Origin of the sequence: Marisediminicola senii (assembly GCF_011057645.1) — a bacterium.
Taxonomy (GTDB): domain Bacteria; phylum Actinomycetota; class Actinomycetes; order Actinomycetales; family Microbacteriaceae; genus Marisediminicola; species Marisediminicola senii.
On sequence record NZ_JAALGE010000031.1, the window covers coordinates 1 to 22,555 of the forward strand.

Sequence of the window (22,555 nt, forward strand, 5' to 3'; positions counted from 1 at the left end):
TCACCAAAAGCCGTCTCACACTCATCACCGAGACCAGGACGGAGGCGACCACCGAAACCACTCTCGAGCTCAGCGCCTAGCAAACAGAAAGATCACCAACCGCTACACCACCACCAGGGACTTGACCCTTCAGCTCGATCTGTAAGCACGAAAAATAACAGGGGGAACTATGAAGAAAACAAAGAAGTTTATCGTAGGCGTCACGATCACCTCGTCTCTCGTACTGAGCGGCAGCGGCATTGCGGTAGGAGCCACCCAAGAGTCCGCAGCAGTGGCTGTGGTCGGTGGCGAATCTCGAGCCACCGTCGCTCAAGCCCAGCTACCGGCCGCGAAATACTCGGAGGCCGACGTTTTGCAGTTTCTCGTGTTCGGTGACGGGGCTATCTCTACCGACAGTCCTGGCTTGGCTGAATCGTTGGGCTTCACGCAGGCGCCCGAGGGCACCGACCGGACAGGTGCAAACCTGTTCATCGCTGACTACCACGCCGCTCACCCCGTGGAGGTCGCTCGCATTTCGGCGAATCTCCAAAGCGGTTCGCCCGTTCACGTAGACAGAGCGTTGCAGGAGTTTGCTACCAGCCTGAATGCCTACGCACAACAGGTCTATGACATCAAGCCGACGTCCAAAGACACGTACGCGACAGCAGGCAGCAACTGGGCCTGGACAGCCACATGGTTGGCCGCCGCCGCCGTGGTTGCTGCCGGCGCCGCTGCGGTTGTTTACGGCGCCGTGGCCGGTTTTCACGCCGGGGTCGCAGTGACAGTGATTTACCTTGTCTACTTGCCCGAAATGCAGGGATCAGCGCCCAGCACTATCGAGAAAGACACAATGGTGAACACCATTGCTAACGGCCTCAGCGACTAGCGAAGCGCCGCCGCCCACAACAGACGAAAAAGTCTCAGGTGGGGCCGAGGATGTAACTACTGGCCAATTGACCGTGGCACTTGTTTCATTGGCCACATTCGCTGTGCTGTTCGGCCTCTCCTTGTTCTTTACTATGCCCTCCAATGTGGTGTCCGTGAGGGACGGCGGCCCGGCGCGAACCCTGTTCGGAACGCTGATGCCTCAAAGTTGGTCCTTCTTCACCAAGGCTCCAGACTCGCCCGAACTGACTGCGTACTTCGTGCGGGAAGGCGGAGCGTTCGTCGAAAGCGCCTCGGAGTTCCCTAACTCGCGTGCGGACAATTTGTTCGGTTTTGCGCGGGACCACCGCTCACAAGGACCCGAGATGGCTCTTCTCAGCTTCGTCGATACCAGCTGGCAGGAATGTTCGGCTCTCACGGTGTCTGAGGATTGCCTCGTGGTTGCGATGACGGAGCTTCAGCCCACCGTCGCAAAGAACACGTCACCGGATCCGACGCTGTGCGGGGAGATTCTTCTCAGCGAGACCAGACCCGTGCCCTGGACTTATCGCGCGGATTACTCCGGCTGGCGTATCGATGAGCGTGTGGCGTACCTGGACGTGACGTGCTGAAGGCACCGGTGGGTCGTCTAACGTCGGCGGTTCGAAAAGCGTTGAGCAGCAGTCACGACCTCAGTAACCGGGCTTTCGATATCGGCAGAACTCTCATTGCACTAGCTCAGCTATCACTGCTCATTTCGACCCCCGCGGACAACATGTTCGTTCCGGTCGGAGAGGCGCCCGCATTGGCCCGATGTGAGCCCCTCGGAGTAATCTCGGCATTCTGTTGGGGCGAACCCGAGCTCGCTCGATGGCTCCTCGTTGTGGCGTTAGCCCTGGTGGTCATCGGATTTGCGCCCAGGTTGACAGCTTGGCTACACCTGTATGTGTCGCTGTCGATTGCGCTTGCAATAGACCTCCCGGAAGGGGGCGATCAGGCTGCTGTCGCAGCGACAGCATGCATCGCGATCATCTCTGTCTCGGACAACAGAATCTGGGTTTGGCGCCGAAGCGAGACAACGTACCGCCTTGGCGGGCTTCTCTACGGCGTGAGCTGGGCAGCCCATTGGCTCCTCCGTTTTCAGATGGCGTACATCTACCTCAACAGCAGCATCTCCAAAATGTCCGTTGAGGCATGGCAAGACGGCTCGGCTGTCTACTACGTGTCACGTATGGAGTACTTCGGGGTGTCGGGGCCCTTCGCGGACGTCCTCAGAGATCTCACTGCCGTACCGCTGCTCGCGGTAGCGGCAACCTGGGGGACCATGATGATCGAACTTTCGATTGCGGTGCTGATCCTCTGCTCGCGTCCCTGGCAACGAATAGGTTTCCTCTTCTCGGCCGGTCTCCACATCATGATCATCACAATGATCGGCCTCGGCTCCTTTGGGCTAGTAATGATCGGCGGCGTGCTAGCTGCCACATCACTCGGCTGGGCGCGCAGAACCACGGCACCTCAGATCCTCGGTGGCGGCGGTTCGACACGACGAGAGCAAGCTAGGGACACGATCAACACAGACGCAGGAAGTTCAATTACCGGAGAAAAGGCACCGCGGTTGGGCCAGTCATGAGAAATCGCTGAGTTTCCATAAGCGTGCCCGCCGCCGCATGGCGCTTCTCCGCCTCGCGAAGCCCGGAGTTGCAGCGTGTGGCCGTCGGAAACGTCGTCGCCGTTCAATGGTGTGTTCTTGGATGTGATTCTCACCGTCGAACCGGGCCGGGCGGTGTAGGCCTCTATCTTCGGCAGATTCGCGGAGGCGACCGAAAGGGCGATTGCGATGAGCACGGAGGTATCGCCGCGTTTTGGTTGTTTCGACGCGTCACCGAGCGCCTCATCGGTAAACCCTTTGATACCGGTTGCGTCCATCCAGTCGGCACCATCGCCCGAAGGCTCATCGACTCACGGACCATCCTCCTTCTCAAGCGCGCGATTCAAACGGCATCGAGATGGTGCCAGGGATATCGCCGTCGTCGACCTGGTCATCGACGATCTCTGGCGAGACCAAGGATCCCGATATGACGTACTGAGACAGGTCGATCAGTGGAAAGGTGCCGCACTGAACCATCGCCTCGATGGCGATGAGGGATTCGTTGCCCGGGTCAAGGTCGACCGCTGCGGCGACGGCTTTGGTTGCTCCCGCGAAGTCCTTGTCTGCCCATCGGGCTAACGCCAGAGTCAGCTGGAACGCAGCGTCCATGGCGTTGGGTAGCTCGAGCGTGGTGCGCCGACGACTGAGCTCGGTTGTGCGGGTCTGGATGAGATTGTCCAGCTGTTCGGTTGTCCAGGGATGTTTTTCGCTGAGAAGGATACCTAGGGCCAGCGCAGGGGTTGACGGATTGTCAAGATCATCGATGTAGCTGTCGATGATCTTCTCCGCGTCTGGACGATGCTTCTCCTGCGGAGTGACGCGGTGCCAAAGGAGGTATGTGGCGATCAACGGAACCCGAGCCGCCGAATGGGCTTGCCCCGCTAAAAGTCGCTCGAGGTGCGTAAGCGGGAGTTGCATGTCCGCGGCCTGCCCGTGACCAGCCAATGCAGAAGAAAGCATCGTGAGGGTAATGCCGAACAGACGTGGACCCTCGGAGGCGTGGAAATCAGTGTAGCCATGCAGCCACATCGTCGGGTCGAGCTCCATCCGGACTACGCCGGGAAGCGCGCTATTCCAGTCGAAGTCGACGTCAATACCGGTTGGGGCGCGGTTGATGAAGCGGCGAATCACATGCCGACTAAGCCGGTTCAGTCCCTCCAGGGTGAGCACCCATCGACCGTCCACACGTGTGGTGTCAGCGGTGCCGGCAATGACCCACAACTCCGGCGAAAGCTCCCGCATCTCATGCAGAGATGTAGAGCGCGTCTGGTATGCGAAATCTAACGCCCGGGGAAGCTCTACCGCTCGAATAGGACGGTCCGCATCCTTGGCTTCGTTCCGGTAGAAGGATGACTCCGTGTGCTCGATGACGAACGCTTGGAACCTCCGTCGCAACGAGAGCTGGTCGATACTCAGAACCGCGGCGCGAATCTCGTCGACACGAGTGTCGGGTAACCCAACAACAGCGGCGTCTATGACCTGACGACGATACCTGTCGTAGTCGTCCCACGCCGGAGTGGGTACCTCGGTACCGGCTGAGAGGGATTCGAGCGCAGCGACATAAAGGCTGTAAGCAAGTGTCACATCCGTATCCGCCAATATCGCCGCATCCACGACGCGGCGGATTGCGCGCATTGCCTGCTCGAAGTGCTGCCGCTGAAGCGCCAGTAGCTGGGTGAAGAGCTCGACTAGATCCGTTATTTCCTCGTCGGTGACAAATCGCTGAGGCGTGAACGTCCGCCGCAGGCGGGCTCGTTGTCGAGGGGAGCCACCCTGATTGGCGCCCATCAATTGCCGAGCGAGGTCATAGTTCTCTAGGACGAGCGCGTCCAGACCGAAGGCGACGACGTCGGCGACATCGGCAAGTAGTTCTTCCCCGCCCGTCGCGATATGAAACGTGTCGGACCCATCACGGTTCTTCTTTGGCAATCGGTCCACGGCCGTGATGGCGACCGCTTCGCCCCTTGAAGCAAACTGCAAGGTACCTACCGGCAGGTCGATGTCATCAGCGCGCCCACGAAGCAAATTGGTATGGAACACACGGCGGTGCGAGGTCTCCCATACAGTCCCTCCGTCGAAGTACATCCCGGTCGAGATTTGCAGCACCACGTACGTCCTCGCTTGTGACCCGTTCGCCAGCGGCGCGTGGGTATGAGAGGAGCTTACGGAGGTTGGGGACCTGGACCACGTTCGGGTTATTCATGGGTACCCGTATACCCGCGGACAAATCGCTGTCGATGCGAGATTTGACAAGACTCGCGTGCAACGAAAACTTGCACAGGTTGTCCAACGCCGCGCCGGGTCCGCCGCGCCAGCGGACGTCACACATGAAGCGGTCGTTGTCGCCTGACGACGGTTCGAAGAAGCCCGCGCGAGCCAGGGTGACGGTCGACAATAACTGTTCGGACCCGTGAGGAATTGGCTGCCTAAGGATGGGCGAGGACAGGTATGTCGCTGTGCCCTGGGAACCCTGAACGCTGCGTGGCAGAGAGTCAGACCGCGTAGTGGCTCAGCTCGACCGGACCGGGTCTATTTGGGGTCGGTGCGCATCCCACCGTGTAGGAAGCACGCCGGGACCGTCGGATCCACCGCTGTCAGGACTGGAATGCCCCGTATCAGGGGTACACAGATATCCCCAAAAAGGCGGACTGCGGAATCCTCACCTAGGTGGAACGCTGATCCCAATGCATTTTCCGCTGCAATACTGCAAGATAAACTAGAGGAGTACTCATTAAAACCAATCGGCTAGTTATGGCATCAGTTTTCGCTCTTTCGCTCAGCCTGGGGGTCTCGGGCAATGCATCGGCCTACTCTGACTCCATTCAGCAATCCGCCCCCGCCGATGCGTCCTCCAGTTTGCTTCCACAAGAACTAGTGGCAGAGCTGTCCGAAACTTGGACGCAGCACGAAGTGTCGGCGTCGAACCAGGTTGCACTACTCGAGAAGCTTGAGGCGGGCGTCCCGCTTGATGCACAGACAGGGATTGATCCCGTATCGGTTAATTTAGTTGAAGGTAGTGACGGCCCCATCGAGGTGCGCCGATTCGCTGACGGCTCCGTGAACGTCTTGTCGCTCCAGTCACCGGCGGTGAGTTCAGGAGAAGGTTCGCCACGTAGCGTCACCGGATGCACACAGTCCGGCTTGCGCTATAACAACTGTCTGGTGGCGGGGTGGTTCACGGGTGTGCAGCTCAGCTTTCGTGCCACCTATGTGCTTGGCACCTCTGCGGCACAGATCATCAGTTACGACACGGAACAGGTTCAGTGTTCTGCCGGCCTCGAATGCACGACGCCAGAATTCACCAGTGTCCGGCTCCAGCAATCGGGAAGCACTCCTGCCACCGTTGTGCTGTCGACTCAGTACACGCTCGTAGTGATCGGAGGAACTGGCACCACCAACTTGGTCCTCACAGTTCAGGACCAGAGCGCTGCCTCGAACTAGGATCAAATGATGCCAGACATCTTTAACTACGGGTGGACCGCGACCATAGTGTTGGCGCTATCGGCCGCAGCGCTTGCCATCATCAGCATCTACAAGGCTCGGGAGCACATCCCTCAGTTGGCATGCGCAATTTGGGTCTTGGTTGCTTTAGCCTTTCCCCTCGTGGGACCGTTGAGTTGGTTCCTTATCGGTCGTCGGTCGTTGAAGTCGACGGCCTGAAGCGCTCTGCTGAGACGGGGCTCAAAAGAAGGGCGGTGACCCACATGGGTCACCGCCCGTTCTCGTAGAGGCCCCGGAGCGACAATCCCAGGTTTGCCACTTATGGCGAATCCCAATGTGCGGACTGCGTTACCGGCATTTCGCTCATTAGCGTCCGGCAGGTGAACCGCCGCCAGGATGGGTGGCCGGTGCCCGCTGACGTGCTCCAGGCAGGGACGTCTGAAAGACCGCGGCGGCCGCACGATCACGCTCCCCCCAAAACAGTCATCGCCGACGTGTGATGTTAGTCTTTGCCGCGTTCGCCCGCGGTCGTCTTTGTCGTGCCTAGGTGCTGGTCTTCGCGGCACCGTTCACGCTAGGTCTCTGAAACGACGGGGCACCGATGAGCGCATGGGACCCATGCGCGGTGATTTCCCGCGCTAGCTGCCCCACCACTGAAGGTCGAATCCTCACGTAAATAAGAACTCTTTAGGTCGTTTGGTGGTTCTGCTGCCGATTTGACTGACTCGTTTGACGTGCCCCTAGGTTTAGTTACCCGAAACGGGGACTGCCATTGAGCTTCTTGACTGTGCCGTTGGCTTCCGGTCGTGGAATTTTTCCGTGCTTGACGTGGAATTGCTGAAACAACGATGGACGGACCGCGCCTTCTGACCAGCGGTTTTTCAAAAGCTGAACACACCACAACGCACGATCGAGAAGCCCGTCAGGTTCATCCTGGCGGGCTTTCTCGTTCTACTCTCGAGGCATGCCCAGACCACGCCGATCGTCGCCGCGCGAGCGCTCGGGCGACTGGCCGGATGCGCCGTCGACCGACTGCAGCGGCGAGGTCGCCCGCCTGTTCGCGCTCAATGTGCGCAGCGCCATGGACGGCCGCAGCCTCCGCGAATGCGCCCAGGCGACCGGGGTCGACCACAGCACCATCCAGGGCATCCTGCAGGGCCGCAGCTGGCCCGACCTCGAGACGATCGCGCGGCTCGAGAGCGGGTTCGGGCGCCCGCTCTGGCCAGGGATCACCGACGCCGACCTCTCTTCGGGCGAGTAGCGCCCAGCCAGCCGGACAGCCCGCCGACTACCTACCCGCCGGCACCGGCCCCAGCGGGGAGGTGAGGCCGGCTGTCCCGGGCAGGTCGCGAGCACGCGCTGCATGGCGTCGCGTTCTGCGCGCGTCACCCACAACCGGTAGGTGGCCTTGACCGACACCTGGCGCGCGACGTACTCGCACCGGAACGACCGGTTCGCCGGAAGCCACGTTGCGGTGTCTCCCGCTCCCTTCGCCGAATTGGATGCGCCGTCCACCGCCAGCAGGTTGAGCGGGTCGTTCGCGAACGAGATGCGCTGCTCCTGGGTCAGTGCCTGGGCGCCCGTCTGCCACGCGTTCGACAGCGCGACGACGTGGTCGATCTGCACCAGCTCCGACGTGTCCTCCCCGCGGACGAATTCGACGGTGCTGGTGTCGAACGGCGACACCAGTTCGCCCGTCATCACCCGGCACGGGCCGCTCTTCGTGATGTCGGTGAGGTCGCGGGCGAGGATGTCGTTACGGGTGTCGCAGCCGTTGTCGTCGACGTCGAGCCAGGCGGAACCGAACACGCCCTCCCGGTCGTACCCGGTGCTGGGTTCCCTGCCCTTCACCGGCAGGGTCGCGAGCACCTCGCGCGCCGTGGCGTCCGAGGGGTAGGTGGATGATTCGCCCGCGGGTGCCGCGGACCCCGCCGCCCACTCGAACACCGGGCCCGCGGCGATCGCCACCACGGCCAGCAGCACGACACCGCCGAGGGTCCAGATCGGCCGCCGTGAACTGGTGCGTCCTGAACTGGAGCGCCCTGAACTGGCGCGTCGTGAACGAAAGATGGGGCCTCCAGGGTCGGTCCACTATTCCAGCACCGTCCAGTGTCGTCCGGTTCCCACTCCGGCACGGCGGTCGGGTGCCACACGCGCGGTTCTTTCGATGGATGCACCCCGGGCATTCGCGGACGAGGCGATGGTCGGGTGTGTCCGACCCCCGAACTGGGGGCAGGACCAAGGAGGACAAACCGACCTGTCTGTCCCTCCGCGCTGCTATCGTCATAACCGCGCCGCTTCCCCCGAGCGGCGCGAAACGCGCTCCGGGCCCGAACCTGGGGAACGGCGAAAATGGTACCCCCCGATCATTTCGCCAGCGTCAGCCGATGAGGGCTCCTAGTCCCTCCACGGCATCAGTCTGTGCTGGCCGTCGATGAAAATCCGGCCAGCACGGACTGCCTCTCCTGCTCCTGTTGGAGTTGGTCCTGTTGGAGCTCATCCAGTTGGAGCTGTTCCTGCCGGAGCGGCCCTGGTCAGGTGTCGCTCGGCGGTTCCGGCGCGTACTTGCCGAGGCCCATGCGCTTCTTGAGCCCGATTGTGGCGAGGATGCCCACGGCGATCGCGAGCCCGTAGGTCAGGAGCAGAACGGGGCCGATCGTCAGGTCGGTCCTGCCCGCGATGTACAGCACCAGGAGGGCGGTGGCCATCGCGGCGACGACCCCAACGACGGGAGGTAGCAGCCGGCGGAGGAAGTCGATCACGGCCTGCATCTCGTCGTCTCCTCGTCGCTCGCCGGTCGGCTGCAGCAGCCCGGCCCTTCACTGTGGCACAGAACCATGATCCGGAACGGTGGCCCGGATGGGTGGGCATCGAACGGTGCTGGCGGAAGGGGTATTGAGCGGCGACGTCAGTCCGCGGCGTCGGCCGCCGCGTGCGCCTCGAGGAACTCGTACAGTTCCCGGTCGTCGACGCCGGGGAAGGTGCCGGACGGCAGGGGCGACAGGATGTGCGCGTGCAGTCGCGCGCTCGACCACGCCCGGCCCGACCAGCGCTGGGCGAGGCCAGGCGCCGGCCGTCGGCAGCAGTTCTCGTCGGGGCAGGTGGAGGTCGCACGCACCGCGGTCTCGCGCCCGCGGAACCATTTCGAGTGCACGAATGGCACGCCGATGGTGATCGAGAACTCAGCGGAATCGGTCGTGCCGGTCTGCGTGGAGTCGAAGAACGTTCCCTCGGGGGTGTCGGTGTACTGGTAGAACTCCGTGGTGCGGTTGGTGCGCTGGAATGCGCGGCGGGCGCTCCACTGCCTGCAGACGAATTGCCCCTCGGTCGACCCGGTCACGTCGACCGGCAGGCGCAGTCCGTCGTTCTCATACGCCTTGTAGACCGCGCCGTCGCCGCCCACCCTGAGGAAGTGCAGCTCGATGCCGAGGTGTTCCGTCGCGAGGTTGGTGAGGCGCAGCGCCGCGGCCTCGTGCGTCACTCCGAAGGCGTCGCGAAAGTCTTCGACCGCGATGTTGCGGTCGGCCTTCGCCGCGCGCAGGAAGTCGACCGATTGCGCCAGTGGCATCAGGCACGCCGCCGCGAAGTAGTTGATCTCGAGTCGCTGCCGGAGGAAGTCGGCATACCCGACGGGCTGCGTGTGGCCGAGCAGCCGGTGCGCGATCGCCTGCAGCGCCATCGATCGCAGGCCGTGCCCACCCGGGATCGACGCCGGGGGAAGGTACACCCGCCCGTTCTCCAGATCGATGACCGACCGTGCGGAGTGCGGCAGGTCGCCGACGTGCACCAGTTCGAAACCGAGCTGCGACGCCATCGTGCTCACCGTGCGGTGGGTCAGCGCCCCGACCGTGTGACCGGCCGCCCGCACCGCCCGCTCCGCGACGGCCTCGATGTCTGGCAGGTAGTTGTTCCTCGCCCGCATCGACTGGCGCAGCTCGGTGTTGGCGCGCCTGGCCTCCTCGGGGGTGGCGATAGCCTCCCTCGCCCGTCTCGCCAGCTCGCGGTGCAGGCCGATGATGGCGGTGATCGTGTCGTCACCCAGGGTCTTCGATGCCCGGATGACGGGAAGCCCGAGTGACGCGTACACCGACGTCTGCTGCGCCGCGGCCAGCTCGAGCTCGAGCGCGGCCCGCTCGCTCGGCGGGGCGTCGTCGAGTAACTCGGCCACCGTGACGCCCAGTACCTCGCCGATGCGGGACAGCAGCGAGAGCCGTGGCTCCTTGCGTCCGTTCTCGATGAGGGACAGCTGGCTGGCGGCGATGCCGACCGCGGCGCCGAGCTGGTCGAGGGTGAGGCCGCGCAGCCCGCGGAAGTGGCGAACGCGTTGCCCCAGCATCCCGAGATTGTCCATATCTTGACGATAGCGAAAGAATCGCGATTCTTCCGTGGTCAAGACCGGGTAAGTGGGGCGCCATGGGCGCCAGAGTGTGGGGCACCCCGATTCTTACAGAGGAGCAGCCGTGACCATCACCGTCGAACCCCGGCCCACCGCACCCCGGCCCGCTGCCGACCGGGCACCGGAGAGAATCGCCGAATCGGTGATCGGGTGGGTGGACTCCATCGCCGCCCTGACCACCCCCGATGACATCGTGTGGTGCGATGGGTCCACTCGCGAATGGGACGAATTGACCCGGCTCATGCTCGCCAGGGGCACCGTCACGCAGCTCAACCCGGAACACCGCCCGCACAGCTTTCTCGCACGCAGCGACCCGAATGACGTCGCCCGCGTCGAGGACCGCACCTTCATCTGCTCGGAGCGACAGGTCGACGCGGGCCCGACCAACAACTGGGCGGACCCCTCGGCCATGCGGCCCACGCTGCGGCGGGTATTCGCCGGGAGCATGCGCGGCCGCACCATGTACGTGGTGCCCTTCTCGATGGGCCCCCTCGGATCGCCGCTCGCCAGGCTGGGGGTGCAGGTCACCGACTCGCCATACGTCGTGACGAGCATGGCGATCATGACGCGGATGGGGTCGACGGCACTCGACCTGATCGGCGACGACACCCCGTGGGTTCCCGCCGTGCACAGTGTGGGGGCACCGCTCGGTCCGGGCGACACCGACGTGCCGTGGCCGTGCAGCGACACCAAGTACATCTGCCACTTTCCGGAGACCCTCGAGATCTGGTCGTACGGCTCTGCGTATGGCGGCAACGCGCTGCTCGCCAAGAAGGCGTTCGCGCTGCGCATCGCTTCGGTGATGGGGCGCAGGGAGGGCTGGCTGGCCGAGCACATGCTCATCCTCAAGGTCACGAACCCGCGGGGGCGGGTGTTCCACGTGGCGGCGGCGTTCCCCTCTGCCTGCGGAAAGACCAACCTCGCGATGCTCAAGCCGACCATCCCGGGGTGGACGGTCGAGACCATCGGCGATGACATCGCGTGGCTCCACCCCGGCGACGACGGCACGCTTCGGGCGATCAACCCGGAGGCCGGCTTCTTCGGCGTCGCCCCCGGCACCGGCGCCTCGACCAACCAGACCGCGGTCGACACGCTGTGGGGCAACACCATCTTCACCAACGTCGCCCTGCGTGACGACGGCGACGTGTGGTGGGAGGGACTGACCGACACCCCACCCGCCCACCTCGTCGACTGGCAGGGCAACGACTGGACGCCCGCCTCGACGACGCCGGCCGCGCACCCCAACTCGCGGTTCACGGTCGCGGCCCACCAGTGCCCGTCGATCGCCGACGACTGGGACGACCCGAACGGCGTCGTCATCGACGCCATCATCTTCGGTGGGCGCCGGGCCACCAACGTGCCGCTCGTGGTCGAGGCGAGGGACTGGCAGCACGGGGTGTTCCTCGGCGCGACGATCTCGTCGGAGAAGACCGCGGCCGCGGAGGGCACCGTCGGCGAGCTGCGCCGCGACCCGTTCGCAATGCTGCCGTTCTGCGGCTACAACATGGCCGACTACTGGGCGCACTGGCTCGAGGTCGGCGAGCGGCTCGGCCAGGGAGGCGGTGCGCCGCGCATGTTCCAGGTCAACTGGTTTCGCAAGGACGCCGACGGTTCGTTCGTATGGCCGGGGTTCGGGGAGAACAGTCGCGTACTCGAGTGGATCCTCGACCGCGTCGACGACAGGCTCGAGGCCGTCGACAGCGCGGTGGGACTGATGCCGGCCAGGGCCGACCTCAACACCGACGGGCTGGGCGACGACGGCGGGCGCCTCGGCGACCTCGAGTGGGATGCCCTGTTCGACGTCGACACCGCGTCGTGGCTGGCAGAGGTCGCCGCGACGGAGGAGTTCTTCGACACCTTCGACGGCCGGGTACCCGCGGCGTTGCGGGCCCAGCTGTCGGAACTGAGGGAGCGGTTGCTCTAGCGAGTGGTGCCGGGGCGCTCGCCGGTGCCGTGGGCGTCGTCGTTGCCGATCTTCTTGTCAGCGGCGTCGCGGGCCTTATCGATCTTGTCGGCGTGCTTGTTGCCGGTGACCTTGTTGGCGAGCCCGCTTGCGGTGTCGAGGATCGAATCGCTCACGCCCTCTGCCTTCTCGCTCTTCAGTGCGTCGCGGGTCTTCGGGTTGTTCAGCATGTCGGCGGCCTTGCGGCCGAGGTTCCCCAATCCACTCATCGTGGGACTCCTTCTCATTGTCGTTCGGTGTCGTACCCGGGAAAATGCGCGACAACCGCGGAGGCATCCACGATCGTCAACACCTCAGCTTATGGGACCGGAATGCTCGCATCATGGGCGGTGTGAATCCCCCGCCGGTGCGTGTTACCGTCTCGAATGGCTCGAATCGCGGCGGTGCGCTCGGCGCTGCCGCCCCACATCCACACCCAGCGCGAAATCACCGCGACGATCGGTCCGATGATCACTGAGGACCGCGCCACCCGGGCCCTGCTCGACCGGCTGCACTCCTCGAGCAGCGTCGCTACGCGGCACCTGGTGATGCCGATCGAGCGCTACGCCGACCCGCGCACCTTCACCCAGTCGAACGACATGTTCATCGAGCTGGCGGCCGACCTCGCGCAGCGGTCCCTGCAGGACGCGCTCGATGCCGCGGGGGTGCGGCCGGACGAGGTCGACTACATCATGTTCACCTCGGTCACCGGCATCTCGGCACCGTCGATCGATGGGCTGCTCGTCGCGCGGATGGGCCTGCGCTCCGACGTGAAGCGCGTGCCGATGTATGGGCTCGGCTGCGTCGCCGGGGCATCCGGGCTCGCCAGGGTCGATGACTACCTCGTCGGCCACCCTGACGCGGTGGCGGTTCTCGTGGCGGTGGAACTGTGTTCCCTCACGTTCCAGCGTGACGACGCATCCGTCGCCAACCTCGTAGCGAGCGGGCTGTTCGGTGACGGTGCCGCGGCCGTCGTCATGGTGGGCGCGAACCGGGCAGAGCGCATGGCCGTGACCGGGCCCGACATCGTGGGCACCCGCAGCGAGCTCTACCCGGAGACCGAGGACGTCATCGGCTTCAACGCCAGCGACACCGGATTTCGCATCGTGCTCACCGCGCGCGTGGGCGAGATCGTCGCCGAGCACTTCGGTGGCACGATGTCGGCCTTCCTCGCAGACAATGGATGCAGCACCGGCGACATCCAGCGCTGGGTCGCGCACCCCGGGGGACCGAAGGTGCTCGAGGCGTTCTCCGACAGCCTGCGGCTGCCCGCCGGTGCCCTCGACATCAGCTGGCGCTCGCTCGCCGCCGTCGGCAACCTGTCGTCGGTCTCTGTGCTGCACATCCTGGCGGAGTCCATCGCCGACGGCGAGCACCCGGCGGGCGAGAACACGGTGCTGTTCGCCCTCGGCCCCGGCATCTCGGCCGAACTCGTTCTGATGAGGTGGCCGGAGTGATCGCCTACGCTCTGCTGATCCTCGCCACCGGCGTCGAACGCCTCGTCGAACTCGTTATCTCGACGCGCAACGCCCGCTGGGCGTTCTCCCGCGGCGGGGTGGAGCACGGCAAAGGCCACTTCCCGTGGATGGTGACCCTGCACACCGGGTTGCTCGTCGCGTGCGTCGCCGAGGTGTTCCTGCTCGACCGCCCGTTCATCCCGTGGCTCGGGTGGCCCATGCTCGTCATCGCCCTGCTGTGCCAGGCCGGCAGGTACTGGGTGATCACGTCGCTCGGCCGACAGTGGAACACGCGGGTGATCGTGGTGCCGGGGATGGGTCGCGTCGAGCGCGGGCCGTACCGGTATCGCTGGCTGCCGCATCCAAATTACCTGATCGTGGTCGTCGAGGGCATCGCCCTGCCCCTCGTGCACAGCGCGTGGATCACCGCGATCGCGTTCACGGTGCTGAACGCGATCCTGCTGCTGAGGTACCGCATTCCGACCGAGGACCGCGCGCTGCGGTCGCTCACCGAACCGTGACGACGACCTGATGCGGAAAGCGTGATGCGCGACGTGCTGGTGGTCGGCGGTGGCCCGGCTGGGCTTGCCGCGGCGATCGACGCGAGCATGGCGGGCCTCACGGTGACGATCGTCGAGCAGCGCGCCGGCACGATCGACAAGGCCTGCGGCGAAGGCCTGATGCCGGGGGCGCTTCCGCTGCTCGCGCGGCTCGGGGTTGAGCCGGAGGGCAGGCCCCTCGCCGGGGTCAGCTACCGCGCGTCGGGGCGCCGGGTGGACCACCGGTTCAGCGGGGGACCGGGGCGCGGCGTACGGCGCACGACCCTGCACGACGCTCTCACCCGGCGGGTCGACGAACTCGGCATCGAGCGGGTCGAGGCCAAGGTGGGCGCGGTGACCCAGACGACGGACGCCGTCACGACGGGTTCCGGCCTCGACGCCAGGTACCTGTTGGCCTGCGACGGGCTGCATTCCTCCGTTGCCCGCGAGCTGGGACTGGCGATGCCGGCCATCCGTCGCGGGCGGCGGTTCGGGTTGCGCCAGCACCACGCCGTCGCACCGTGGAGCCACCTGATCGAGGTGCACTACACGCGGGACGCCGAACTGTACGTGACGCCGGTGGCCGACGACACCGTCGGGATCGCGGTGCTCGGACCCCAGCACACCGACTTCGATGCGGTCGTCGCCGCGGTGCCCGAGCTCGCCGACCGGCTGGCGGGGACCGAGCTGAGCAGCCCGCGCCGGGGGGCCGGCCCGTTCCGCCAGCGCACGAGCGCGCGTACCCGCGGCCGCGTGCTGCTCGTCGGCGACGCATCCGGCTACGTCGATGCCATCACCGGGGAGGGACTGCGCCTCGGGTTCGCGCAGGCATCGGGGGCGGTGCGCAGCATCGTGGCAGGCCGGCCAGGCGATTACGAGGCCGAGTGGCACCGCGCGACCCGCGACTTTCGCGTGCTCACCGGCGGGCTGGTCGCGCTCGCGCAGTCGCCGCTGCGCGGGGCGATCGTGCCCGCGGCGGAGCGACTGCCGCGGGTGTTCGGTGCGATCGTGGAACGACTGGCGCGCTGAGGCTGGTTCGCTGCAGGTGGGGCCCACCCGCCGCCAGCCCCACCCGTCGGTGCGGCTAGTTCGCGGCCGGGCGAACCGTCGCGACGAGGCGGTCGAGCACCGCGTTCACCTCGGGGTCGACCTCGGCGAGGTTGGGGTGGGCGTCGTGCCACTCCACGATCTCGCGGGCCCCGGCGGCGAACGGGATGGTCGCGACGAAGTCGGGCACGAGCGACCGCACCTTGCTGTTGTCGAAGATCACCGAGTGGGTCTTGTCGCCGAGCAGCGATGGTCCCTCGTCCGGCACGAGTGCGGCGATGGTGTCGGAGGTGACGTGCACGATATCGGCGGTCACGCCCGCGGCATCGGCCAGCATGGTCGCCACCTGGTTCCAGGTGACGACGGCGTCGGAGGTTATGTGGAACGAGTCGCCGATCGCCAGCGGGTTGCCGAGCAGCCCGACGAAGGCCTTCGCGAAGTCACGGGTGTGGGTGAGGGCCCAGAGCGACGATCCGTCGCCGTGCACGATGACCGGAAGGCCCCGGCGCATACGGTCGATGGCGGTCCAGCCGCCCATCAGCGGGATGGCGGCGCCGTCGTAGGTATGCGACGGACGCACGATGGTGACCGGAAAGCCGCGCTCGCGCGACGCCTCGACGAGCAGGTTCTCGCACGCGATCTTGTCGCGTGAATACTGCCACTCCGGGTTGTTCAGCGGGGTCGACTCGGTGATCGGCAGCCGCGCCGGGGGAGTCTGGTACGCCGAGGCGGAGCTGATGAAGATGTACTGGCCGGTCTTGCCCTCGAACCGGTCGATGTTCGCCTGCACGTGCTCGGGGGTGAATGACAGAAAGTCGGCGACGACGTCGAACCGGCGGTCGCCGATCGCGGCCGCGACCGACTCTGGGTCGCGGATGTCACCGGTGATGACCTCGACGCCCTGCGGGACGGGGCGGATCGGGCTCTGCCCGCGGTTGAGGAGGGTGACCTCGAAACCGCGTTCCGCGGCGAGGGCGCTCGCCGCCGAGCTGATGATGCCGGTTCCGCCGATGAAGAGGACGCTCTGCTTGGTCATGTGGGTGATCTCTCTGTTCGCTTCGTTGCGTGGGTGGTGCGGGGTGGGATGAGGCTGGGGATGGTTGCGGGGCTAGGGGCTGCGGGGCCGCCGGTCCCGCGGCGCCTACGCGTCGTCGTCGTCGGTGAGGTCGGCGAACAGCAGCAGTTCGAGCTCGCGCGGCGTCGTGGCCACCGCGATGGCGCCCTCCCGCTCTGCCTCGGTGCCGTAGCCCCAATCGACGATGATGGTCGGCACGCCGTTCGCCGCCGCCCCGTGCACGTCGTGCTCGCGGTCGCCGACGAGCACCGGGCGCGAGACGTCGGCCCCGATGGCCTTGAGCCTGACCAGCGCCTCCGCCACGACGTCTTTCTTGGCGCTGCGCACCTCGTCGTCCGAGGCGCCGGTGATGACGTCGAAGTAGTCGAGCAGTCCCTCGTTGTCGAGCATCGCGATCGCGGGCTTCTCGGGCTTCGAGGTGGCGAGCGACAGCGGGATGTGCCGTTCATGGATGCCGCGCAGCACGTCACCGACACCGGGATAGGCAGAACTCGCGAGGACCCCGTGGTCGAAGTAGTGCGTGCGGTAGATGGCGAGGGCGCGGGTGGCCTCGTCGAGGGTCATGCCGGCCAGGTCGCGGAACGAGTCCATGATCGGCGGGCCGACCCAGCGCAGCAGCTCCTCGTGGGGCGGAACCGGAATGCCGAGCTGCTCGAACATGTGCGCGAGGGTCGACGTGATGCCGGGGGCCGAGTCGGCGATGGTGCCGTCGAGATCGAAGAGGATGCACGTCCAGTCAGGTTTCATCGACGTCAGCCTAGGCGGACCCGGTGAATTGCGGGGGTCACGCGCGCGGCCTGGCGCTCCGGCATCCATCGCTGCTCTGAATTTCCGTCAGAAGAGGCGGGAGTGCCCGTCGTCGAGGCCGCGCATCTCGTCGTAGTCGAGGGTGACGCAACGGATGCCGCGGTCGAGCGCCAGCGTGCGGGCCTGGGGCTTGATCTCCTGGGCGGCGAACACGCCGTCGACCGGGGCGAGGTGCGGGTCGCGGTTCATCAACTCGAGGTAGCGGGTCAGCTGCTCGACGCCGTCGATGTCTCCGCGCCGCTTGATCTCGACCGCGACCGAGCGGCCGGTGTCGTCGGTCGCGAGGATGTCGACGGGCCCGATTGCGGTCATGTACTCGCGGCGCACCAGGCGGTAGCCGTCGCCGAGGAGGTCGATCTGCTCGGCGAGCAGCTTCTGCAGGTGGGCCTCGACGCCGTCCTTCTGCAGTCCGGGGTCGATTCCGAGGTCGTGCGCGGAGTCGTGCATGATCTCGTGGATCGACACCACGAGCAGGTCGCCCGTCTTGGCCTGGGCGACCCGCCAGGTCTCGATGACGCCGACCTCGAGCTGCAGCTCGTCGGGGTCGAGCACGGTGAGCGAGCACGGCGGGCTCATCCAGTTGAGCGGCTTGTAGCTCAGCGAGTCGCTGTGCACGAGCACGCTGCCGTCGGCCTTGATGATGAGCAGCCGGGTGGCCAGCGGGAGGTGAGCGCTGAGCCGGCCGGCGTAGTCGACGGAGCAGCGGGCGACGACGATGCGCATGGTCAGTGCCTTTCGATGGGGGTGCGTTCGCGGGCGGCCGACGACACGGCGCCCGCGGCCGCGACGAGGATGAGCACGACGAGCAGCGCGTTGAGGATGCCGACCTGCTCGCCGATGAAGCCGATGGCAGGAGGCCCGACGAGGAACGCGATGTAGCCGATGGTGGCGACGGCGCTCACGCGCGCGGCGGCGGTGCGCGGGTCGTCGGCGGCGGCCGACATGCCGACCGGGAACCCGAGCGATGCGCCGAGGCCCCACAGCACGACGCCGACCACGGCGATCCAGGTCACCGGCACCAGGATGAGGGTGAGCAGGCCGACGGCGGCGAACACCGCGGACACCCGCAGCACCGGCACGCGGCCGAACCTGTCGAGCAGGCGCACCCCGGCGAGGCGCCCGACCGTCATGGCGGTCACGAAGACCCCGAACACGAGGGCACCGGTGGACTCGGTCGTGTCGTGGCCCTCGACCATCGCGTACGACAGCCAGTCATTCGCCGACCCCTCGGCGAATGCCATTCCGAGCACGATCAGCCCGATGAGCAGCGTGCGCGGGTCGCGCCAGATGCCCAGCCGCTCGCGCCAGCTGCCAACCGGCTCCGCGGTCTCGTCCGCTCCGTCTGCCCCGACGCCGGCCGCGGTCTCCGGCTGCAGCAACCGCACTACGGTGAATGCGGCGCAGACCATGACGATCGCGAGCACGCCGAGGTGCACGTGCAGCGGAATGCCCGCGAGCTCGGCGAGGGCCGCGAGGCCGGCGCCGAGCATCGTGCCGAAGCTGAATGCGGCGTGGTAGATCGGCATGATGGTGCGTCCGATGGCGCGTTCGTTCGCGGCGCCGGAGACGTTCATGGCTACGTCGCACGCGCCCATTCCGGCACCGTAGATGGCCAGGCCGACGAAGGCGATGGCGAAGCTCTGTGCCGCGGTGGCGCCGAAGCCCGCGGTGGCCATGCCGATGGGGGCGATCACGAGCGTGCACACGATCACGGCGCGGGAGCCGAAGTGGGCCACCAGGTGGCCGGACGCGATGAGCCCGAGGATCGAGCCGATTGCGAGCCCGAACAGCAGCACGCCCACCTGGTCGGTGCGCAGGTCGAGGGCGGTGCTGACGGTGGGAATGCGGGCAGCCCAGCTGGCGAGCCCCATGCCGCACAGCCCGAAGACGACGAACAGCGCGTTGCGCCAGGAGGTCAGTTGGGCGCGCGTAACGTCGGAGGCACGGATGGGGGGTGGCATACCCACCACGGTAGTCGCCAGCGGGCAGCGCCGAGTCAGCGCGGGCCGAGTCAGCGCGGGCGGGGTCAGCGCGGGCGGGTGAGCGCTGGCCGGTTCAGCGCTGAACCGGTCAGCGCGCCCCGGTCACGATCCAGCGGGTGCCCCGCGCCCGCAGCCCGAGGGTGAGCGCGCGGGCGCCGATGAACCCGATGCCGAACGCGGTCCACACCGCGGTCAGCGTGCCCGCCGCGGTGGCGAGCGCGAGCAGCGGCAGGTAGACCGCGACATTCGTGAGGCCACTGAGGGCGAGGTACCGGGCGTCGCCGGCACCGATCAGCACTCCGTCGAGCACGAAGACGTATCCGGCGAGCGGGATTCCGACGGCCAGCACGATGAGTACGGCGGGCAGCATCCGTTGGATCGCCGCATCGCCGGTGAACACCGGGGCCGCCACGGGCGAGACGGCCGCGATCACGATGCCGAGCCCGATGCCGCCGACCACTCCGAGCTGCGTCAGCCGCCTGGTCACCGCCGTCACGCGCGGGATGTCGGAAGCGCCGAGCCCGTGCCCGATCATCGCCTGCCCGGCGATCGCGAGGGCGTCGAGCCCGAACGCGAGAGTGGAATAGATGGTCAGCGCGATCTGCAGGGTCGCGAGTTCCGTCACCCCGAGCTGGGTACCCGCCACGACGGTCGCGAGCAGCGCCAGCCTCAGGCTCGCGGTGCGTAGCAGCAGCCAGCCTCCGGATGCCGCGGCGCCGCGAACCCCGGCGAACCCCGGTTTCAGGCTCACCCCGGTGCGCGCCGCGGCCCGCGCGGCGATCACGAGGTACACCGCCGCCATGCCCCACTGCGCGATGACGGTTCCGATGGCCGAACCCGCGATGCCCCAGCCGAAGCCGTAGATGAACAGAGCGTTGAGGAGCGCATTCGCGAGGAACCCGACGCCGGCGACGACGAGCGGCGTTCGGGTGTCCTGCAGCCCACGCAGCAGGCCGGTCGCGGCGAGCACGAGCAGCATCGCGGGCAGCCCCCACGCTGAGATGAGCAGGTACGTGCTGGCCGCCTCGCTCACCTCGGGAGTCGCGCCGAACAGCTCGACGAGTGCACGCCCGCCGAGCAGCCCCGCGACGAGGATGCCGGCGCCGATGAGCACCGAGAGCCACAGTCCGTCGATGCCGGCCCTGATCGCGCCTGGCAGGTCACCGGAACCGAGGCGCCTGGCGACGATCGGCGTCGTCGCGTAGGCGAGGAAGACGAGCAGCCCGACGGCGGTGGACAGGATGACGCTGGCGATGCCGAGCCCGCCCAGCGGAACCGCGCCGAGGTGTCCGACGAGGGCGGTGTCGGTGAGCAGGAACAGCGGCTCGGCGAGCAGGGCCCCGAGTGCCGGCACCGCGAGGCGCGCGATCTCGCGGTCGAGTGGATTGCGCACGGGCATCCGCCAACGCTAGCCGCGCGGGCGGGTGCCGCTCGCCTGTCGGAAACTCAGTGCGCGTGCGCCCTCGCCAGGAACGCGTGCACCGCCGACACCACGACCGAGCCCTCGCCGACCGCGGACGCGACCCGCTTGATCGAACCGCGGCGGGTGTCGCCCACCGCGAACATGCCGGGTACCGAGCTCTCATTCGGCCCTGGCACCCAGTCGGCCGGCAGGGCGGCGCGGGCGGACGCGTCGAGGCCTGCCCCTGCGGTCGCCACGTCGGCGCCGGTGAGCACGAACCCCCAGCGGTCCCTCAGAACCCGATCGGGCAGCCAGTTGGTGCGCGGGGCGGCGCCGATGGTGATGAACAGGGCGTCGCTGGGCACGTGGGTGACCTCGTCGGTGGCCAGGGTGCGCAGCGCGATGTGGTCGAGGCGCTCCCTGGTTCCCGCACCGCCGACCACGCGCACGCCGGCCACGATGCCCACCCCGGCTGCCGTCAGCTGGTCGATGAGGTACTGCGACATGCTGTCGGCGAGCACGCCGCGCACGATCAGGGTGACCGAGGCCGCGTACCTGGCGAGGTGCAGCGCCGCCTGTCCGGCCGAATTGCCCCCGCCGACGACGTGCACGATGCGTCCGGCCTGGGCCCTGGCCTCGGAAGCCGCCGCCCCGTAGAACACCGAGGAGCCGACGAGCGGTTCCAGTTCGCCCAGCGCGAGCCTGCGGTAGGAGACGCCCGTCGCAAGCACGACGGATCGCGCGACCAGGTGCTCGTCCGGCCGCACCCGCAGGCGAAAGCCACCCGCATCGGTCTCGAGCCCGATGACCTCGCGGCTGTGGGCGAAGCGCGCCCCGAACACCCAGGCCTGCTGGTAGGCGCGCTGGGCGAGCTCGGCACCCGAGATGCCCCGGCTGAAGCCCAGGTAGTTGCGGATGAGTGAGCTCGTGCCGGCCTGCCCGCCGACCGCGTCGCGTTCGATTACCAGGGTGCTGAGGCCCTCGGATGCCGCGTACACTGCCGCGGCCAGGCCGCCGGGGCCCGCGCCGACGATCGCGAGGTCGACGGCCTCGTCGGGCAGCGCCGTCGTGAGTCCGATCGCCCGCGCCAGCTCCGCGTCGTCCGGGTCGACCAGGGTGCGTCCGTCGATGAACCGCACGGCGGGCGGCGCGGTACTGGCTGGCGCGGTGGATGGTCCGGTGCCGGACGGCGCGGTGCCCGATGGTGTGGGGCCGGGGAGCGTGGGGCCGGGGAGCGTGGGGCCACCCGGCTCCGGCGCAATGACCCGGGGAGCGACCCCGCGCCGCGCGAGCAGGCTGCGCACCTCGTGGGTGCGCGGGAGCGCAGGGTCACCGATCACCGTGACGTCGGCCGGGGTCTCGCCGACCGCGCGGTGCCACTCGAGCAGGAAGTCGGTCACCGCGCGGTGGAAGTGCTCGTCGGGAGTGCGCCACGGGCGCACCACGTAGTAATCGATCTCGACGGCGGCCATCATCGCGACGACCCGGTCGGCGATGTGCTGGTGGGCCCACGCCCCCCACTCGATCACGAGCGCTCGCCGCACGTCGGCGAACGAGCGCTTGGCCTCGACGAAGACCGAAGGGGCGGCGGCCTCAACCTCGCCCATCGACGTGTCGTCACCCGCGTCGCCTGGCTCCCCCGGCGGGTCCGCCAGCAGCAGTGCAACGGGATCCCCGGCGGCGGCGAAGCCGCGCAGCGCGGCGAGGGCGTCTGGCACGCCCGCGACCCCCACCACCCGGTAGTCGGCCAGGTAGCGCGACTCGAGTTCGCGCACGATGTCGGCCCGGCTGTCAGCGGCAGACACCTGCACCAGGATCACAGGTCGCCCGCTTTCGTCAGGTCGCCCGTTCTCGTCAGGTCGCCCGTTCTCGTCGGGTCGCCGGTTCTCGTCGGGTCGCCGGTTCTCGTCGGGTCGCATGGGGCCTCCTCACGGTGCCAGCGGCATCCGTTCGCTCTGCCCCCGCCTGCTTCCCCC

General features: G+C 67.1%; 20 protein-coding genes and 1 pseudogene. 10 read left to right on the top strand and 11 right to left on the bottom strand.

The genetic code is table 11. The annotated features are described in order from the left end of the window. The first annotated feature begins 169 nt into the window (after positions 1-169). The 3 genes from G5S38_RS10330 (at position 170) to G5S38_RS10340 (ending at position 2,473) form a co-directional block, all read left to right on the top strand. Positions 170-865, top strand: coding sequence for a hypothetical protein (locus tag G5S38_RS10330; RefSeq protein WP_165068156.1), 696 nt, complete (start codon positions 170-172; stop codon positions 863-865). 73 nt (positions 866-938) lie between these two features. Beyond that, complete coding sequence (locus tag G5S38_RS10335) at positions 939-1,475, top strand: SdpA family antimicrobial peptide system protein (protein WP_235929009.1); 537 nt, start codon at positions 939-941, stop codon at positions 1,473-1,475. 8 nt (positions 1,476-1,483) lie between these two features. Continuing rightward, positions 1,484-2,473: a sporulation-delaying protein SdpB family protein gene (locus G5S38_RS10340; RefSeq protein ID WP_235929010.1), complete on the top strand. Its 990-nt coding sequence runs from the start codon at positions 1,484-1,486 to the stop codon at positions 2,471-2,473. A gap of 348 nt (positions 2,474-2,821) precedes the next feature. Here G5S38_RS10340 and G5S38_RS10345 read toward each other — a convergent pair whose 3' ends face one another. Further along, a complete protein-coding gene (locus tag G5S38_RS10345; RefSeq protein WP_165068163.1) occupies positions 2,822-4,600 on the bottom strand; it encodes a hypothetical protein in 1,779 nt (592 codons plus the stop codon). 642 nt (positions 4,601-5,242) lie between these two features. Between G5S38_RS10345 and G5S38_RS10350 the strand changes: the two genes are divergently transcribed. From G5S38_RS10350 to G5S38_RS15950, 3 genes are all read left to right on the top strand, one after another. After that, complete coding sequence (locus tag G5S38_RS10350; RefSeq protein WP_165068166.1) at positions 5,243-5,932, top strand: hypothetical protein; 690 nt, start codon at positions 5,243-5,245, stop codon at positions 5,930-5,932. A 9-nt stretch (positions 5,933-5,941) separates the two neighbouring features. Continuing rightward, positions 5,942-6,151, top strand: coding sequence for a PLDc N-terminal domain-containing protein (locus tag G5S38_RS15945; RefSeq protein ID WP_165068169.1), 210 nt, complete (start codon positions 5,942-5,944; stop codon positions 6,149-6,151). Between the two features lie 862 nt (positions 6,152-7,013). Next, complete coding sequence (locus G5S38_RS15950) at positions 7,014-7,193, top strand: helix-turn-helix domain-containing protein (RefSeq protein WP_407943841.1); 180 nt, start codon at positions 7,014-7,016, stop codon at positions 7,191-7,193. A gap of 155 nt (positions 7,194-7,348) precedes the next feature. Here G5S38_RS15950 and G5S38_RS15955 read toward each other — a convergent pair. The 3 genes and pseudogenes from G5S38_RS15955 to G5S38_RS10375 form a co-directional block, all read right to left on the bottom strand. Next, a pseudogene (locus G5S38_RS15955) lies at positions 7,349-7,633 on the bottom strand (HNH endonuclease family protein); the annotation flags it as partial. Positions 7,634-8,466: 833 nt separating this feature from the next. Further along, on the bottom strand, positions 8,467-8,703 hold the full coding sequence (locus G5S38_RS10370; RefSeq protein WP_165068175.1) for a hypothetical protein: 237 nt from the start codon (positions 8,701-8,703) through the stop codon (positions 8,467-8,469). Between the two features lie 137 nt (positions 8,704-8,840). Then, the gene (locus G5S38_RS10375; RefSeq protein WP_165068178.1) at positions 8,841-10,283 is read right to left on the bottom strand and encodes a helix-turn-helix domain-containing protein; all 1,443 of its coding nucleotides are present in this window, start codon (positions 10,281-10,283) and stop codon (positions 8,841-8,843) included. A 115-nt stretch (positions 10,284-10,398) separates the two neighbouring features. Between G5S38_RS10375 and G5S38_RS10380 the strand changes: the two genes are divergently transcribed. Then, entirely contained in the window at positions 10,399-12,252 is a 1,854-nt protein-coding gene (locus G5S38_RS10380; RefSeq protein ID WP_165068235.1) for a phosphoenolpyruvate carboxykinase (GTP), read from the top strand. Here the strand turns inward: G5S38_RS10380 and G5S38_RS10385 are convergent. Then, on the bottom strand, positions 12,249-12,500 hold the full coding sequence (locus tag G5S38_RS10385; protein ID WP_165068181.1) for an antitoxin: 252 nt from the start codon (positions 12,498-12,500) through the stop codon (positions 12,249-12,251). The genes G5S38_RS10380 and G5S38_RS10385 overlap by 4 nt on opposite strands. 156 nt (positions 12,501-12,656) lie before the next feature. On the opposite strand from G5S38_RS10385, the gene G5S38_RS10390 reads away from it, so the two are divergent. Genes G5S38_RS10390 through G5S38_RS10400 form a run of 3 tightly spaced genes read left to right on the top strand, consistent with a single transcriptional unit; the run spans position 12,657 to position 15,295 of the window. After that, positions 12,657-13,727, top strand: a complete 1,071-nt coding sequence (locus G5S38_RS10390; protein ID WP_165068184.1) for a type III polyketide synthase — start codon at positions 12,657-12,659, stop codon at positions 13,725-13,727. Beyond that, positions 13,724-14,248, top strand: a complete 525-nt coding sequence (locus G5S38_RS10395; protein ID WP_165068186.1) for an isoprenylcysteine carboxyl methyltransferase family protein — start codon at positions 13,724-13,726, stop codon at positions 14,246-14,248. The genes G5S38_RS10390 and G5S38_RS10395 overlap by 4 nt, the downstream gene beginning before the upstream one ends. A 24-nt stretch (positions 14,249-14,272) precedes the next feature. Further along, positions 14,273-15,295 carry an NAD(P)/FAD-dependent oxidoreductase gene (locus tag G5S38_RS10400; RefSeq protein ID WP_201276660.1) on the top strand — a complete coding sequence of 341 codons (1,023 nt, stop codon included), beginning with the start codon at positions 14,273-14,275 and terminating at the stop codon, positions 15,293-15,295. A 55-nt stretch (positions 15,296-15,350) separates the two neighbouring features. On the opposite strand, the gene G5S38_RS10405 is transcribed toward G5S38_RS10400, so the two are convergent. From G5S38_RS10405 to G5S38_RS10430, 6 genes are all read right to left on the bottom strand, one after another. Next, positions 15,351-16,349, bottom strand: a complete 999-nt coding sequence (locus tag G5S38_RS10405; protein WP_165068191.1) for an SDR family oxidoreductase — start codon at positions 16,347-16,349, stop codon at positions 15,351-15,353. A gap of 105 nt (positions 16,350-16,454) precedes the next feature. Next, positions 16,455-17,135: an HAD hydrolase-like protein gene (locus tag G5S38_RS10410; RefSeq protein ID WP_165068194.1), complete on the bottom strand. Its 681-nt coding sequence runs from the start codon at positions 17,133-17,135 to the stop codon at positions 16,455-16,457. Between the two features lie 87 nt (positions 17,136-17,222). Continuing rightward, a complete protein-coding gene (gene nucS, locus G5S38_RS10415) occupies positions 17,223-17,918 on the bottom strand; it encodes an endonuclease NucS (protein WP_165068197.1) in 696 nt (231 codons plus the stop codon). A 2-nt stretch (positions 17,919-17,920) separates the two neighbouring features. Continuing rightward, a complete protein-coding gene (locus tag G5S38_RS10420; RefSeq protein ID WP_165068200.1) occupies positions 17,921-19,156 on the bottom strand; it encodes an MFS transporter in 1,236 nt (411 codons plus the stop codon). Between the two features lie 109 nt (positions 19,157-19,265). Next, positions 19,266-20,576 (bottom strand): MATE family efflux transporter, encoded by a 1,311-nt coding sequence (locus G5S38_RS10425; protein ID WP_165068203.1) that lies wholly within the window; start codon positions 20,574-20,576, stop codon positions 19,266-19,268. A gap of 47 nt (positions 20,577-20,623) precedes the next feature. Beyond that, the gene (locus tag G5S38_RS10430) at positions 20,624-22,498 is read right to left on the bottom strand and encodes an FAD-dependent oxidoreductase (RefSeq protein ID WP_165068207.1); all 1,875 of its coding nucleotides are present in this window, start codon (positions 22,496-22,498) and stop codon (positions 20,624-20,626) included. Between the last annotated feature and the right edge of the window lie 57 nt (positions 22,499-22,555).